The sequence below is a fragment of the Leptospira soteropolitanensis genome (genome assembly GCF_026151655.1).
GTDB lineage: Bacteria > Spirochaetota > Leptospiria > Leptospirales > Leptospiraceae > Leptospira_A > Leptospira_A soteropolitanensis.
The window spans coordinates 17,893-33,434 of sequence record NZ_JAMQPN010000012.1 but is presented as its reverse complement, the minus strand read 5'-3'; the positions used below and the strand labels follow the sequence as shown (position 1 = coordinate 33,434).

13 protein-coding genes are annotated in these 15,542 nt (G+C 37.5%); 5 read left to right on the top strand and 8 right to left on the bottom strand.

Annotation, left to right across the window (positions count from 1 at the left end):
* Positions 1 to 49 precede the first annotated feature (49 nt).
* Positions 50 to 415, top strand: coding sequence for a DUF4180 domain-containing protein (locus ND811_RS17975; protein ID WP_265353387.1), 366 nt, complete (start codon positions 50 to 52; stop codon positions 413 to 415).
* Between the two features lie 72 nt (positions 416 to 487).
* On the opposite strand, the gene ND811_RS17970 is transcribed toward ND811_RS17975, so the two are convergent.
* Positions 488 to 1,552: a GAF domain-containing protein gene (locus tag ND811_RS17970; RefSeq protein ID WP_265353388.1), complete on the bottom strand. Its 1,065-nt coding sequence runs from the start codon at positions 1,550 to 1,552 to the stop codon at positions 488 to 490.
* A gap of 226 nt (positions 1,553 to 1,778) precedes the next feature.
* Between ND811_RS17970 and ND811_RS17965 the strand changes: the two genes are divergently transcribed.
* Positions 1,779 to 2,618 carry a hypothetical protein gene (locus tag ND811_RS17965; protein WP_265353389.1) on the top strand — a complete coding sequence of 280 codons (840 nt, stop codon included), beginning with the start codon at positions 1,779 to 1,781 and terminating at the stop codon, positions 2,616 to 2,618.
* A gap of 41 nt (positions 2,619 to 2,659) precedes the next feature.
* On the opposite strand, the gene ND811_RS17960 is transcribed toward ND811_RS17965, so the two are convergent.
* From ND811_RS17960 to ND811_RS17950, 3 genes are all read right to left on the bottom strand, one after another.
* Complete coding sequence (locus tag ND811_RS17960) at positions 2,660 to 3,910, bottom strand: adenylate/guanylate cyclase domain-containing protein (RefSeq protein ID WP_265353390.1); 1,251 nt, start codon at positions 3,908 to 3,910, stop codon at positions 2,660 to 2,662.
* A 198-nt stretch (positions 3,911 to 4,108) separates the two neighbouring features.
* Positions 4,109 to 5,320 carry an NADP-dependent isocitrate dehydrogenase gene (locus ND811_RS17955; RefSeq protein WP_265353391.1) on the bottom strand — a complete coding sequence of 404 codons (1,212 nt, stop codon included), beginning with the start codon at positions 5,318 to 5,320 and terminating at the stop codon, positions 4,109 to 4,111.
* A 45-nt stretch (positions 5,321 to 5,365) separates the two neighbouring features.
* Positions 5,366 to 5,932, bottom strand: coding sequence for a hypothetical protein (locus ND811_RS17950; RefSeq protein ID WP_265353410.1), 567 nt, complete (start codon positions 5,930 to 5,932; stop codon positions 5,366 to 5,368).
* Between the two features lie 79 nt (positions 5,933 to 6,011).
* Between ND811_RS17950 and ND811_RS17945 the strand changes: the two genes are divergently transcribed.
* Entirely contained in the window at positions 6,012 to 6,386 is a 375-nt protein-coding gene (locus tag ND811_RS17945) for an LIC_13246 family protein (protein ID WP_265353392.1), read from the top strand.
* Positions 6,387 to 6,441: 55 nt separating this feature from the next.
* Positions 6,442 to 7,476, top strand: coding sequence for a hypothetical protein (locus tag ND811_RS17940; RefSeq protein ID WP_265353393.1), 1,035 nt, complete (start codon positions 6,442 to 6,444; stop codon positions 7,474 to 7,476).
* A 67-nt stretch (positions 7,477 to 7,543) separates the two neighbouring features.
* On the opposite strand, the gene ND811_RS17935 is transcribed toward ND811_RS17940, so the two are convergent.
* Positions 7,544 to 8,491 carry an MBL fold metallo-hydrolase gene (locus tag ND811_RS17935; protein WP_265353394.1) on the bottom strand — a complete coding sequence of 316 codons (948 nt, stop codon included), beginning with the start codon at positions 8,489 to 8,491 and terminating at the stop codon, positions 7,544 to 7,546.
* Between the two features lie 48 nt (positions 8,492 to 8,539).
* On the opposite strand from ND811_RS17935, the gene trmB reads away from it, so the two are divergent.
* Entirely contained in the window at positions 8,540 to 9,199 is a 660-nt protein-coding gene (gene trmB, locus ND811_RS17930) for a tRNA (guanine(46)-N(7))-methyltransferase TrmB (RefSeq protein ID WP_265353395.1), read from the top strand.
* A gap of 121 nt (positions 9,200 to 9,320) precedes the next feature.
* Here the strand turns inward: trmB and ND811_RS17925 are convergent, their stop codons facing one another.
* Genes ND811_RS17925 through ND811_RS17915 form a run of 3 tightly spaced genes read right to left on the bottom strand, consistent with a single transcriptional unit; the run spans position 9,321 to position 15,492 of the window.
* Positions 9,321 to 12,914, bottom strand: a complete 3,594-nt coding sequence (locus ND811_RS17925) for a tetratricopeptide repeat protein (protein WP_265353396.1) — start codon at positions 12,912 to 12,914, stop codon at positions 9,321 to 9,323.
* Entirely contained in the window at positions 12,911 to 14,524 is a 1,614-nt protein-coding gene (locus tag ND811_RS17920; protein WP_265353397.1) for an LIC10124 family lipoprotein, read from the bottom strand. The genes ND811_RS17925 and ND811_RS17920 overlap by 4 nt, the downstream gene beginning before the upstream one ends.
* Complete coding sequence (locus tag ND811_RS17915) at positions 14,521 to 15,492, bottom strand: FecR family protein (protein WP_265353398.1); 972 nt, start codon at positions 15,490 to 15,492, stop codon at positions 14,521 to 14,523. Before ND811_RS17915 ends, ND811_RS17920 begins: the two co-directional genes overlap by 4 nt.
* Positions 15,493 to 15,542: the final 50 nt, after the last annotated feature.

Here is a 15,542-nt window from a genome sequence, read left to right as displayed (position 1 = left end):
AGGTAGAATCGGAATTCACAAATAGCCTTTCCAATAGGAATTTGATTTAATGAACATTCGCAAAATACAAAAAAACAATATAGAAATCGCAGTAGTCGACTCTAACGAAACTCTGATCACAGACGGATCCTCTGCTCTGGATTTGTTTGCCACGATTCAGTATGATTCTGGATGTGATCGTTTTGTATTGAAACTGTCTCATTTTGCGGAAGACTTTTTTGATCTAAAAACGGGACTTGCTGGAATCGTATTACAAAAAATAATCAACTACCGAATGAAACTAGCAATCGTCGGCGATTTTTCTATTTATTCCAGCAAAAGTCTAAATGATTTTATCTACGAAATGAACTCAGGGAAAGATGTTTTTTTTCTAAATTCAGAAGAAGAAGGAATTCTTCGTCTGAGTAAAGTTTAACAATTACACAATCACAAAGTTTTGTTGAGATAGTTTTTATCAAAACAAAACTGAAATGACTTGGTTTCAAATCTAAGGAGTTGAAGATTCCTTTTCCAAAAATACAATTTTTGACAACAAATCAATATTATGTTTTTCGATCGTATTGGCAAGGCCAATCCCCATCAGTTCAAAAACTCTTTGGAACAATTCAATAGATTCTATTTTTTGATTTTTCAGTCCATAAAAACCTAAAACACCTATGGTTTGGTTATGAACTTTAAGAGGAAATTCCATAAGGCAAGATACCTCTATATCTAGTAAATGATCTCTCACGCGATCAGCGGAAGCCGCAGAAATTTCGTTTATCAAATAAGCAGAACAAGATATACTCTGCTGTGAGAATTTGGATTCTTCTTTCGAAAATCTTTGACCCTCAAAAATTCCATGTACATTCCCTTCGACAAGACTATATTCCCAGTTTTCGCCAACTTTGGAGGCAATCAGTCCTAAGGGTAAACCAAAAAGTTTAGTTCCTGTTTGTAAATAATTTCGGCAAGTTATAGTGAGGTCCGTCGACTTTGTAGAAAGAAGTCGGAACAATTCTGCGAGAGAATGTTTCACAAACGAGGCTGTGTTTAAAGTTTGTGTTATTAAATTTTCATTTTTGTATCGTACCAATTCTTGGCTAAGTTTGTCTGCAATCACATCGATGAGTTTTAAGTTTTTGAATTTATGTTTAAACTTATCTTCTACTATCATTCCAATGACTCCGATGACAGTCCCTATATCAGATCGAATTGGATATCCCAAATACATTGCGGACGATTTGTCCGGAATGATTTCACGGAGAGAATGAAAATAAGTGTCCTCGCCAACTAATCTCATTTCAAAAATCATATTGGAATCAACTACATGGTGACATGGGAGTGAATATTTAGAGACCGTTTTCGGAATTTGAAAGGGAATACGACTATGAAGTGCCAGCAAATGAAAGTTTTGCGATTCTGGAAGATATTCCAAAATCCAAGTCGCATTGATCTCAGGAATTCTTGCGATGGTCTCCACAGTTTTTTCCCAAACCTCTTCGGTAGGTTCCACAGAATGAAATAAATGTAAATCGTCGGCTAAATCCCGAGTCAGAGAAAATTTTGTCATTTGAGAGGCCTCGTTGGATGCCCCGCCTTCTCGATCAGAAAGTTGATGATCCTCTGACTTTCGATTGGCTAAGAATAGATTCGATTTGGTAAAATCAACACCTGGAAGTTTGAGATATTTACGAAAAGTGCGTCTGTTCCGATAGACAACCTATCAATAAATTTCTTATCGACAAACCAATTCTTTTGATTAGGATCCTTCGTTACATTAGTTTGGAGAACTATCGATGCAAAGAATCTTGTTCCTTTTTCTTGTTTTGACCCTCTGCATTCATTCTACTTTTGGGGAAGAAAAACCAAGTCCTCCCGGCCCTCCCAAAGAAGGTTACTATATTCTCACTTACAAAAACTATGGGTTAAATTTAGAAATCAAGGTGAATGGCTATGATGTACGGGATGGATCTTCTAATGAAGACTCCTCTGGACAAGCGGATATCAACTACTGGATCCAACCCGATAAAAACAAAATCAAGATCCGACTAACAGAACGAAAGAGTAAACAAAAAGAAAATACCGGACTTTCCAAAGAAGCAGAAGTCAAATTGTACATAGGTCAAAAAGGACAATTTCCGGACGAAGGAATTTTATTAGAACACTTCCAATGGCCGACTTCCACCAAATCTAGTTTAGGTGAATGGACCGAAATAGAATTGAATCCACCTTTTATTCCGCCAAGTAAGTTATGGACACAAGCAGAACCTATCTCACTCACAAAAGAAAAAGAAACTTCGGCAATTGAGTTTGCTGTAGAGTTTACCAAAACTTTAAACACAAAGGATCCTAAAAAAATACTATCGATCATCCAATTTCGTGCACAAGACACTTCAGAAGTTCGTTATTATCCTTTTGTAGAAGCGGATGAACTCAAATCCATTAATGATATGACAAAGGCCATTGGATCCACTTGGAAATTAGACACGAAGAAAATTAAATTTACCTTATTGTGTAACAACCAAATCCTAAGTATCACGGATCCAAAAGGCGAACCTATCATCACTTCGAAAAAAGGTGCCTCTATTCCTTTGTATTTGAGTTGGATTGGTGGTAAATGGGTGATTGTTCGCTAATCTATATAGAAAAAATCTAGATTTGGAAACTATTTTCCATTTCAATACTTCTTCTTTACTCGCTCTGAAATTGCAAAAATTTTCTGTGGAGAGCCAATCCCTTTCAGTTTGTGTTCTCCAAGTTCTTCCCAACGAACAGGTATTTGTTCTGCCAAACTCTCCGAAGCCAAAACAGCTTTTCCCAATTCCCCACACATCCCAGCAATGCGACTGGTTAAGTTGACTGCTTCCCCAATCACAGTAAAATCGAGTCTCTCTGCGGAACCAATATTTCCATAAAGGATTTCACCCGAATGCAAACCAACACCGTGATGAATTGGAAGTTTTTCTTCATTTTCCCTTAATTGATTATGCTGCAACAGCATATCACCTAACTTCCTAACAGCAAGAAGTACTTTTTTACCTACAAAGGTTTTATTGGAATCAGTGTAGGGAAATACAGCTAAAATTCCATCACCTAATAATTTCAAAACTTCACCGCCATGAGCTTCTATGAGTGGGATGGCTAGGCCAAAATAGTCGTTTAACAACTGTATAATCTCTGGTGGAGACAATTTTTCACTCATCCCAGAATAATTCCTGATGTCTGAAAACCAAATCACTGATTTGATTTTATCGAGTTCCCCCAAGTAAATTTTTCCAGAATACACAGTGGAACCTGTCCTCTTACCTAAATAGATACTAAGTAATGATTCTGTTAATTCATTTTGGATGAAGTTCATCCATTGCAGAGACATGATCTTTAAGACCTGGTTTAAAAAATTTTGTTCTTCAATAGACCAACCATTTAGTTTGTCTGTCACTAAACTTAAAAAAGCATAACTTATACCTTTTTGTAAAATAGGAACAGCTAAATAACCTGTTGCCCCTAAGGGAGCCAAATCATCTAGAATAGGATAAGGACGTGTTTCTCCTTTATGATCCACAAAGCTAAAGTAATACGGCTTTTTCGTAGACATCACATATTGAACAGGACTCACAGCGAATTGAGAAGTCTGCAATGATCCCAATCGAAAGCGCACTTCACGAAGAAATCCATTTTCAGATTCTATGGTAGATCTTGAATGTAATAGAGGTGTTGTAGATTCATCAAAATATTCTAATTTCCCTTTAGGGATCCAAGTATAAGACAAGGATTCCACTTGTGGGTGGAGCGTTCGAGTTCCCATATTGACTCTTACAATTTGAAAACCTTGTTTTTGTAAATAACCAATCCCTTTATCAAAAAGCTCTACAGCAGATTTCAATCCCGGTAATTCATTCGTATACCATTCTATAAATTCAGTGATCATCTTCCTATTTGACTTCCATAGTTAACTAAAGTGAGCTACCTTCAGTGCCATTTTTTTGTATTAAGGAGATTGAATATGCAATCACCATAAGTTATTGCAAGGAAATATTTAATTCAAAAGGGAAGAGAAAAAAGTGCAGGGTATGTAAAGATAAAACATCATACCCTGCCAAAAGACAGGGTATGAAAGACGCCAAACTTATTTAAGTTTAGAATCCAATCGTTTTTGTACAGCTTCCATAAATTGGAAAGTATCCAATTCTTTTTTGGTAGCTGCTGTAGATAGAGAAAGTAAGTCTTTTGTCATCTCACCACCTTCGATGGTTTCAATGATTGCTTCTTCCAATTTGAGTGCAAAGTTTACGAGTTCTGGAGTTCCATCAAGTTCCCCACGTTTTGCAAGAGCACCCGTCCAAGCAAAAATAGAAGCCACAGAGTTTGTAGAAGTGGTTTCTCCTTTTTGGTATTTACGATAGTGACGAGTCACTGTTCCGTGCGCTGCTTCGTATTCATATTTTCCATCTGGAGAAACAAGTACAGAAGTCATAAGACCAAGGGAACCAAAACCAGATGCAACCATATCACTCATAACGTCACCGTCGTAGTTCATCATGGCCCAAAGTTGCCCACCTTCGTTTTTCATGATTTGCGCAACCGCATCATCAATGAGATAGTAACTATAGGTAATACCAGCAGCCTTCATTGCAGCTTCTTGTTCTTTTGCCATGTTATCAAAGATATCACGGAAACGTGCATGGTATTTCTTAGAGATAGTATCTTTTGTTGCAAACCAGATGCTGATCTTTTCAGACAAAGCGTAAGTAAAACATGCCTTTGCAAATGACTTGATAGATTCATCTAAGTTATGCATCGCAAGTGCAACACCACTACCTTTGAATTCATTCACAAGTAGTCTTTGTTTTTCTTTACCAGAAGCGTCAGTGTAAACGAGTTCTACTTTTCCTGGACCATCTACTGCAATTTCTACGTCACGGTAAATGTCACCATAAGCATGTCTTCCAATTGCAATTGGTTTTTTCCAAGAGTTTACCGCTGCTGGAATATTTTTGATGATGATTGGTTTACGGAAAACTGTTCCATCAAGGATGGCACGTATAGTTCCGTTAGGTGATTTCCATTCTTGTTTTAGGTTGTATTCTTTAACTCGGTCAGCGTTTGGAGTGATGGTCGCACATTTAACACCTACACCGTGTTTTTTGATCGCGTTGGCAGAATCTACTGTGACTTGGTCATCTGTTTTGTCACGGTATTCTACACCTAGGTCATAATATTCTAGAGTGATGTCTAAATAAGGGTGAATGAAACGATCTTTAATTTCTTTCCAGATAATTCTTGTCATTTCATCGCCGTCTAACTCAACAAGCGGTGTTTTTACTTTAATTTTTCCCATTGATTTCTCCTAAACTCATTCAATTTTTGATTCGCATAAATACGTTTATGTGGAATTCACCATATGTAAATTCCATAGGTAGTGACAAAACTCAGTAGAATTATTGATCGCTCCTGAAATGGTATGAATTCCCGTAAGAGATGTATATCTTTTTCTATAAGCATCTCGTTCAGAAATTCCAGAAAGTTTTGATTCTAATCGGATGAGAACCTCTTTCCAAGATTCACATTGTTCTTTTATTTGAGGATCGGTCGCTTTAATTTTGAGATCCGTTGCTTTGGAAATCTGAATTTCCCAGAAATGAGTTGGAAAAGCCGGAGGTGTGTATTTGTCCCGAATGGTTTCTAAATCTTTTTCAATGTCTTGGTCTCTAAAAGCTGTAAAAAAGAAAAATCCACTGATTCGTAATGAGAGTGGCAGGAAAAAACTAAAATTGCGATCGTAAGAGATCATTTGTTGGAGAGTCCATTCGGCCGATTTTCCACTGGTCCTTTTCTTCACAAAGGCCTTGGCATCCAAAGGAGCCAATTCATCAAAGCAGTATTGGGCAAACCGGAGTTTCTCTTTCCAGAATATTTCTAATATCTCTGTGACCATGCCCGTTTCGTTCATCTTGGATAGGGGAAAGTATTTTTCAAGTGAGAATCCTTTTTTAAGAACCAAAGTCTATGTCCTTCTACCCCCAAGAAATATGAAAGAAACCGAAGTCCTTTGGCGCGAGCTTGTGACAAAAAAAGATGAATTCTTACATATCTTACGAATTCTGAATCATTATTATGAAATGAGAGGAGAAACCAAATCCAAACAGTTTGCCTTCCGTAGCCATTTGGCCAATTCCCCTCCTGAATCTGTACAAATCTTTTTCTCAAGGCTTGGACCTTTTGAATACCAAGTGGCTTGCCGGATTTTACCAAAAGAAGAAATAGAAACTTGGATTCATATCGATGGCATTGCCGAAGAAAGGGAAAGACTGAAACAAATTGGTAATACAGAACATCCCGTCTTTTCGCTCGTTTGTCTGGGAGATTTGTTTGCTTTGTCTGAACCTAGTACAGTAACCATTTAAAGGGAATCCCTAAGAAAAATCTTGATTCTTTTCGAATACCCGGCAGGATTTGCCGGTGTTTCGGCAATTCTTTCGACTGACTTGGTTTACCCTTTTTATTTTACTCCTAACAACGGTGAGCCTAATCCCCCAAGATTTCAAAACTCAACACTTCTCCGATGAAGGATACCTGCAAGCGTGGAACTTTACCTTCCGGAACGAAAAATACAATCTCTTTGCAACGTTTCTTGTCAGCAATTTTGGACCAGGATCACATAACAATGGTATATCGCTACTATTAAAACCAAAAGACCAACCTGTTTTTTATTCCACTCGGGAATTTGATTCAGATGAATATGAATTTAAGAAAGGCCAGTTCTACCAAAGAAGCGGAGAAAACTGGATGGAATACAAAAACGGAATATATTCCTTCTATATGAACTACGGGGACTGGGAAATCAAATTGGATTACAAACCAAGACGTGGTTCTGTTCCCATCTCCAAAGGAAGGTTCCCATTGAAAGAAGAAGGTAAATTTGTACAGGCCGATATACCTTTTTCCTATTCACAAGTAACTGGTACAATTCGTTACAAAGAAACCACTGAAGAAATCAAAGGAGTAGGAGGTTTAGAACATATCCTCTCCAACGAGCCGGTTTACCAATACTCTAAAAAATGGGAGCTCGTAAGATCGATCACGAAGGATGGGTATCGAATTTTTACCGGTGGGTTCATAGGGAATGCCGATTTTCCAGGAGGTTTTTTTCGCCGTGTGGCCGTCCTAGACAATTCAGGTCATCTGGTTTTAGAAGGGACAATAGAACGGGCAGAGGTTTTAGATTGGGAAAAAGAACCTACATCTGGTTATACGATCCCAAAAACAGAAGTTTTATATTTTAACGAAGGTAAATGTTCACTTCTAGTTAAACGAACCAAACCAATAGCAACGATGAGTGCCTTGGAAAATATATCATCGTTTTTAAGATTTTTTATTCAGTTGTTTTTTGCGAAACCATACCAAATCCACTGGTTTGCCGACCTAAAATTAGATTGTCCCATTTGGTCAGGAGAAGCAAAAGGATACCATTCCAATTATTTGATTAATGAGTAAATTTCAAAATTCTAATTAGACTGCTATCGAAATCTATACAAACGTTCGTTGGAAACTAATCGATATTTTAAAGAATAAACTTCTGTCCCTCATGGGCAATATGCACTTGCATACCGCCGGGTTTGGCTAACCTTGCTTCATCTAAAATGATTCTTGCCACTTCATGATCCGTGTGATCCGGTTCATGGTGGGTGAGGACCACCGATCGAATTTCCATCATTTCAGCAAACTCCACGGCTTTACTGACTGCAGTGTGACCCCATCCCAATTTTTTTTCTGCCTCTGCTGTACTGTACTGAGCATCGATGATAATGAGATCGGCACCAGCAATCTGAGGTTTCATTTTAAGAAGATGTTCTCGATCTTCTTCGCGATATTCCACATCTGTACAAAATAAGAAAATTTTATTACCTTCACGAATTCTGTATCCTGTACAAGATCCTGGGTGACGAAGTCCAAAAGGAATGATTTTCAGACCACCTAACATATATGACTCAAACTCTTTCCAAAGATGAAAGTGTTTTTTAGAGGCCATTTGTTGCAATGTTACAGGAAAGTTTTCTGGATGTTGTTGGCGGATTAATCTTTCTTCTAAATTCTCGATACATGAATAAAAATGAATATTGCAAGTTGGTGAATAACCTGGTTTAAAAAAAGGCCAACCTTGGATATGGTCCCAATGTGTATGAGAAACCAAAATGTGGATGTCCATTTCTTCTCCACTGAAAGCTTGCGCTGCCATTTGGTTGCCAAGAACCCGAAGCCCCGTCCCCATATCTAAAATGACTTTTTCTCCACCATCCCCTTCAATGAATACACAGGTGGTATTCCCTCCCAAATCTTGGGAAAGAGGAATCGGTAAATGATTTAAAAACTCCTCTTCAGAGAAAGAAGCGGGATCCTTCCTCCACTCATCTTTGGCCATTTGGAGGATCTTTAGAGTTTTCTCGCGTTGTTCCGTTTTAGAAATCGGTGTGGGGAGAGAACCGCGAACACCAAAAAGAGTTATTTTCATCTATTTCCTTTTAAAAATCCTGACAATACATCATCGGAAGGAATGCATTTGTTAGTTAGCCCAGAAATCCAAGAAAAACTTTGGAAGTTTACTACCAAAACTTCCTATCAATCAGACTACCTCCTGCAACCTAAAGAGCGGGGAAAAAAAATCGACCTAAAAAAATCTTTCCCAGACCAGATCCAAAACTTTGTTTTAGAACTTGGATCTGGTTGGGGTGAAGTCGCCATTGAATTGGCAAAGAATGACCACCAAACAGGCTATCTGTTGATGGAAAAAAAGGTTAATCGAATCATTCATACCGAAAAACAACGGCAAACGCTCGGCCTTACGAATATTCGCTATATGACCGTAAACTTCCAATGGTTTTTTGATGAATTACTTGAAAAAGAAATTTTTGACGAGATCATCATCAACTTCCCGGATCCTTGGCCCAAGAAAAAACACCGTAAAAATAGACTCATGCAAGAGCCTATGCTCGAACAAATTTATGATCTATTAAAACCAGGTGGTAAGTTGCTATTTGCAACAGATTACGGTCCCTACGCAAGACGAACGATTTCTTTATTTAGAAAATTTCCTAAATTTGTTTGGGATAAAAAAGAATACGAATTTGAAAGACCAGGATTCCCTGTTTCCTTTTTTGAAGCGGAAAAAAGAAACGAAGGGAAACGAATCTATTATATGAATCGAACCAAAGCAAAATAAAAAAAGATAAGAAGAAAGTCTGTCCTTGCGATTATCTCCATCACGATCTAAGTAAGAACCAAAACCTCTTACTTAGTACCTAATTCAATTTTCATTACGTATTAGTTTAATTTGAATGTTGTTAATCTACTGTTACTGTACTGATGCGAAGACCATCCCGGTCTCCTTTCCACGGAACCGGAGTTTTTTCACTTCCCTTAATCAGAAGTAATTCTTTTGACCGACCTTCCACAACAATGCCATCTAATGGATAATAAAAATCTCCCTGAATGGCATAGGAATCTTTCCACTTAGAACCACCTTTCCAAAGATAGGTGGTATTTTCAGTATTAATCAGTAATGACTCTTGGTTTTTGACAACAGAACGAATGGATTCTGTGTTTCCGAGGGAATAAAGTTTTGCTTTTTCCGTTCCCTCATAAACATGACTTCCAAATTGAACCAAACAGGAATCTTCCAAACATCCGATGATTTGTGCTGATTCTTTTGTATCTTTTTTAGCCACAGGGTTTGATATTTTTTTGTCTTTTTCCGAACCAGCACCAATTGCAAATACTTGCATCTGAAATTCTTTCTTCAAATCACGTAGGACAAAAAGTTTTCCTTCGGCTGTAAAAGAAAAACTTAAAAAATCATTCCCATTCCATTCTTCTTCAATTTCTAAATTTGGATTTGTTTTTACAATTTTTCGGTCGGCACCCTTTTCTTTTTCTAAAAGAAGAAAAAAACCATTCGCATCAGCAGTACCTTGTTTGACTTTCCAACCAGCTAATACCTGTTTTTTAAAAGTCATCTTTCCAGACTCAGGATAAATTTTAGTGGCTGTATCATTAGAAATTCCAACGAGCTCTTTACCTGCAACTAACAATTGAAAAGGAGTGGATGTGTATTGTTTCCAAACCAGTTCTTTTGTGATACGATCATAACCAACAATGGCTGATCCATAATTCACAATGATCCGATTTGGATAAATAATAGGAGTAGAAACTGGAGTTCCGGAAAGATTGAGATCTGTTACATGAAGTGGTTCGTCATCCAATGCATCGGAAGGAAGTAACCTTGCATATTTGGTTTCGCCATATTCACGTAAAATTTTCTCTTTTACTTGATTCCGTTTTGTTTTCACTTTATCAGATGGAGATTGTTTTTGTTTAGCATCTAAAATTCTAAACTGTGCAAATAAAGCCTCAGCAGAAGGATCCTCTTTGAGAACACGTTCAATGATTTTTTCTGCTTCTTCTAATTTGTTTTCCTTGTAATAAATATATGCTAATTGAATCTCACCGTCCATAAAATCTGGATCCGACTTACGAATTGATTCGAGAATGGATTTTGCTTCCTTAGTTAAGTCTTCATTGAAATAAGCAATGGCTAAATTGTAAGAAGAAAGACCAAACTCAGAATCTTTCTCTCTTGCTTTTTCAAATTCCCTTTTGGCGTTATCCATTTGGTTTAATTTATAAAATGCCAAACCTTTAGCGACATTACTTGGTGCAAAATTAGGGTTTACTAAAATAGATCGATCAAAATCACCGATGGCCGCTTCGTAGTTTTTGCGTTTCATTGTGACGAGACCCAACATATAATAGGCGTAATACGAATCTGGTTTTTCTTTCAGAATATCATAAAAGCCATCTTCAACTTTTTTTAGTTCACCTTTTTTATAGTAAAAAGAGTAAATCCCCTCTTTGAAGGAAATTGCATTTTCTTTATTTGTTCGAACGGCATTCTCCAAAATGGAAAGACCTTTTTCTTCCTCACCTTTTTCAATATAACATTCTGCAATTTTTACAAGAAGGGATGCCTTAGGAACTCTGTCATACGCCTTTTGGTAAGGAGTGACTGCCTCCAGATATTTTTTACGATTGAAGAAGGAATTTCCTTCTTTTACATAAGGCAAAATCTCCGCAAAACGAGAGTTCTCTGCTACTGTTTTTTCTGTTTCCAGTAACTCAGGAATGTCTTTCGTATATTTTTTCGATTTTTGAATGAACTCATTGGCACGAGTGTAGTTTTCTTTTGAGTTTTCTTCAACGGCACGTTTGTAATACAAACTTCCTAAGCGGTAATCGACAGCATCATTGTTTGGGAATTTTTTCTTAAGTCCCATATAGATGGACTCTGCTTCATCCCATTTACTAGCATCCTCTGCGATCCGACCTAAAGTGATGGCACTAAATGGATCTGTTGCAGATAGGATTTCTAATTTTTTAATATATTCTTTTTCTTTTTTCGATTCCCCTGTCTTTGCATAAACACGGGCAAGTCCTTGTAAGGCACCCGGGTTTGTCGAATCCATTCGGTAGGCTTCTAAATAAGAACTTTCCGATTTTTTATATTCTCCAAAAGCAAAATAGGCACGACCAAATGCATTCTGCACCGCTGGATTTTCAGGGTTCACACCCATCGCTTTCCCATATTCATCAAAGGCTTGTTTTCTTTTTCCTTGTCGAAGGAAGGAATCACCGCTAGCGATAAACTTTTGTGATTCAGCTAATACTTTGGCTTTGCGGATCTCTTCTTTTTTTGCCTTAGGGTGAGATTCTGCTTTTTTTAATACTTCGAGCGCTTCCTCAAAACGACCAGAATCAATTAAAACATAAGCTAAGTTTAGTTTAGGCTCAAAAAAATTAGGATCCCAAGATGCTGCATCTTGGAAACTAAGAGTGGCTTTTTTGGTTTCTCCCCATTTCCACTCGCATATTCCTTGTTTGTTGCGAATTTCTGCGTTTTTAGGAATTTTGATGCCAGCTTGTTTTGACGTTTTTAAACAATCAGAATAGTTATGGTTTTGGATGTAAACATTACATAATCCAACGTATGCATTTGGATTAGTATCTGAAAATGATATAGATTTTTTAAAACTATCCTCACTGTCTTTTAATTTACCGTTTAACAACTGTGCATTTCCTAAAAAAGACCACAACGAACCATTTTGTGGTTGCAGGTCCGTGGCTTTTTTAAATTCAGAAGTGGCCTCAGTATAATTTTTCTTAGCTAAAAAGTCATTTCCACGTTGGATGAGAGAGGCAATCTTTGTAGAAAGTTTTGCATCTTTGGCAGTTTTTAATTCAGGATTAAGTTTTTCCGCCTTTGCAAAGTAAGCTTCTGCTTCCTCATATCTTTTTAGTTCCAAACAGATATCACCTAATTGGTTCAAAAGTTCAACAGGATATGGAAACTCTGGTTTTGTTTCCAAGGATTTGAGAACCACAAGGCTCTCTTGGTAGCGACCTAAGTTTTTGAGAAGGATCCCTGTTTTGTATGTATAAATAGTCTCTTCTGGTTTGAGTTGGCTTAAGGTTTGGTAAGTAGAAAGAGCTTCTTCATTTTCTCCCAAAGTGGATTGGACTGTTCCAAGACCAATGAGGAGTTTTTCATTTTTAGGATCTATGTTTTTGCCTTTTTCAAAAGCTAGTTTTGCATTTTCATAGTCACCTAACTGGTAGTAAGAAGAACCAAGTAAAGAATAACCATCTATGAGTTCAAACGTTTGAATCGAGGCCTTTGCTTTCTCTAAGGCAGATTCCATATTTCCTTTTTGAAATTCGTTACTCCCTTCTGCAACAAAAGCCCGAGCCTCTTCAATTTTTTGACGATCCGAAACATCGGATTTTTCCACTACTGGATCGTTGACAGTAACTGGTTTAAAATCTCTAGACTGGCAACCAACAAACAGAACAAAGATAAAGATTAAAAAGCTTAGTTGTCTCATTTTTGGAGCCTTTCCTCGAACTTAACCATATCAGGATATCGTATTTTTACACCACGAAGGGGTGTGCCCGTAATGGGAGCGTTATGTGGGGTTAACACTCCTATATTCCAAAAAGTTTCAAAATTCCAGGGGAGTTCCTCTACAGTTTTGTTTCCTAAAGACAATCGAACCATTTTCTTTTCGATATCTGTCGAAAGTTTTACCGTTCGTCCTTTGAGTTCATCCTCTTTGTCCCAACGGTAAGAAGAACGAACCGGAGCTTCCTTCTCTTCAGAAGAAAACTTAATGATATGAAAATCTGTTTTGTCTACATAAACTAAAATCGCATTTTGATTATGATCGGTAAAAGACAAACCAATCGCACCATTCAAATCCTTTACCAGATCTAAAACGAGTTCGGCTTCCAGATAATCAGGGATTAAATCTTCCGAATACACTCCATACCAACCGGCAGGAAGGTCTTTGTTTTTTGCAAAGGTAAGTTTACCTGGGAAAGTAGCAGAAAAATTTGGAGAGGCTGAGGTTAGGTTCCAAAACTCTTCTGACTCCCAACCCACTCCGTCTTCTAAAGAAATTGGCAAAGCGATTGCGGTAATTTGTTTAGGTCTAATTTTGATTCCCGCCTTAGCGTATTCAAAATGGGATTCATTTTGTGTGCGGATAAATTGGATCGGATAACTTCCGTAAGGTACACCAGATTCCGCATATTGTGTTTTCCCTTTTTTCTGACCATCGACAACAATATCGAGACCAGGAGGAAAACTGGAAATAACAATGGTTCCTTGGGAAATATCATCATTCCATTCCTGGAACACCCTTGTGGTTTTTCCTGCACGAATTAATATATTTCGTTTTATTGGATCTTTACCAGGTTTTGCAAAGGAGAGAGTATGTTTACCGTTGATGAGTGGATAAGAAAGTAAGGGTGCTTTACCAACTTCGACTCCATCCAAATAAATGGTGGTTCCTGGGGAAGTGGAAAATACAGAAACATTTCCTCGTAAAGAAGAAGTAAAATATGTGCGAAGGTCATCTTCGGAAGGACTAGAAACTTCCGCAAAATAGGAAGGAACACTTCCCGTTAAAGGTTGGAGTTGCCTTTTGCCATGAAACACATCAAATGATTTTAACGATTTTACGACCGGTTCATTTTCCTCTTGATAGACAAAAATCGCCTTTCCAAAGTTTTGCGAAAGAACTGGGTCTTTATACTGAATTTCAACGGAAACTCTTCCTGCATTTTTTTTAAGAGTTAATTCTAATAATAAATCTAAATCGGAGGACTCAAAGAATTTAGGATCTGGATCTTTGGGAGTTTTTTTATACGACCCAAGCTTGTTATGTGGAAAAAGAATTTTCTCTTCTAGTAATAATAGATCTGATTTAGAAAACCCCTCTGGAACTTGTTTCCAGAGGAGGGAAAAATGAGGATTGGATTTATTTACCAGTCGTTCTTTGTAATCTCTACCCGAAGGAAGGGGTTCCGACTCACCCGGAAGAGGGGTGATGAACTTAGGTTTTGTAAAACTTCGATTTAGTGTTTCGATCTTTGAGACCGAAGAACAATAACCGACTAAAAAACAAAGGACCGGTAAATAAACATATCTCATTTCGTCTTATCAAAACTCTCTTTAGGAGCTAATTTTAGGGAATCTTTTTGAACATCTTTTTTGATGTATTTTGAATCTTCGATTGCTTTAGCTGTTTTAATTACTTCATCAGATTTCGATTTTGTTATCTCACGCGTTCTTGCTGCTTTTTCCAACTCTTCCGCCGAAGATCCAATATTCAATTTCTGAAGTTCTTCGTTGTTATTCTTTAGTTCATTTGCAAGAGACTCAAACTGTAACATCTTAGTATTTTCAAAAGCCAACATTTCTTTCATCTCAGACAAAGATTGTTTGTCCATTGGTTTGATCATTTTATCAGAAAGTTTAGTTTCATTTCCAACTTCAGCTGTTTTCTGTTTGTCGACTACGATTTCATTTTCTGAATTGGATTTGCGAATGGCAACGGCACCATCAAGAACGGTATACTTCACCACGCAGTTTCCAGAACCACAAGCTACGTTTCCACCTTTAGCAGATGGATTTTCCACATTGGTAAGAAAGATCGTTCCGCGAACACCCGCAATGGAAGTAGGAGTCACTACACTGAAAGATTCTGTTTTTCTTTCTTTGCGTAGTACTGTCACAAGTTTTCCATATTGCATGTTGACTTCTGTTTCACGAGATCCGTCGTTTGCGGCAAACGCTTGGCTTACACTAAGAGAAGTGTTTTTGTTTAACTTGAGAACTCCGTCTTCACCCACAAGGATTTCAACAGAACCATTTTGGCCAGTTACGATGGTATCTTTGGAAGTTAAAACATCACCTAAGTTTGGTTTTACTTGTCCACTTTCACGAATGACAACCACATCACCTTTTACAAAAGCAACAACGACATTACTCTCTTGTCCAGACTTCTCTGTAACATTCGTTACAGATTCCTTAGAATCTTTTTGGCAAGCAGTGAAAAGTATGGCAAAAACTGCCACAAATCCCAATACCGACAACTGATTGATCATTGTACGTTTCATATTCCTTCCTCCGGAAATAACACTCTAAGAATAGATAACAACTGAGGGCT

What these genes read in the sequence shown, in the direction of transcription:
- ND811_RS17920 (WP_265353397.1), bottom strand. Translation starts at nt 14,524, where the DNA reads ATGAGATATGTTTATTTACCGGTCCTTTGTTTTTTAGTCGGTTATTGT.
- ND811_RS17925 (WP_265353396.1), bottom strand. Translation starts at nt 12,914, where the DNA reads ATGAGACAACTAAGCTTTTTAATCTTTATCTTTGTTCTGTTTGTTGGT.
- ND811_RS17950 (WP_265353410.1), bottom strand. Translation starts at nt 5,932, where the DNA reads ATGAACGAAACGGGCATGGTCACAGAGATATTAGAAATATTCTGGAAA.
- ND811_RS17965 (WP_265353389.1), top strand. Translation starts at nt 1,779, where the DNA reads ATGCAAAGAATCTTGTTCCTTTTTCTTGTTTTGACCCTCTGCATTCAT.
- ND811_RS17945 (WP_265353392.1), top strand. Translation starts at nt 6,012, where the DNA reads ATGAAAGAAACCGAAGTCCTTTGGCGCGAGCTTGTGACAAAAAAAGAT.
- ND811_RS17960 (WP_265353390.1), bottom strand. Translation starts at nt 3,910, where the DNA reads ATGATCACTGAATTTATAGAATGGTATACGAATGAATTACCGGGATTG.
- ND811_RS17955 (WP_265353391.1), bottom strand. Translation starts at nt 5,320, where the DNA reads ATGGGAAAAATTAAAGTAAAAACACCGCTTGTTGAGTTAGACGGCGAT.
- ND811_RS17975 (WP_265353387.1), top strand. Translation starts at nt 50, where the DNA reads ATGAACATTCGCAAAATACAAAAAAACAATATAGAAATCGCAGTAGTC.
- ND811_RS17915 (WP_265353398.1), bottom strand. Translation starts at nt 15,492, where the DNA reads ATGAAACGTACAATGATCAATCAGTTGTCGGTATTGGGATTTGTGGCA.
- ND811_RS17970 (WP_265353388.1), bottom strand. Translation starts at nt 1,552, where the DNA reads ATGACAAAATTTTCTCTGACTCGGGATTTAGCCGACGATTTACATTTA.
- ND811_RS17935 (WP_265353394.1), bottom strand. Translation starts at nt 8,491, where the DNA reads ATGAAAATAACTCTTTTTGGTGTTCGCGGTTCTCTCCCCACACCGATT.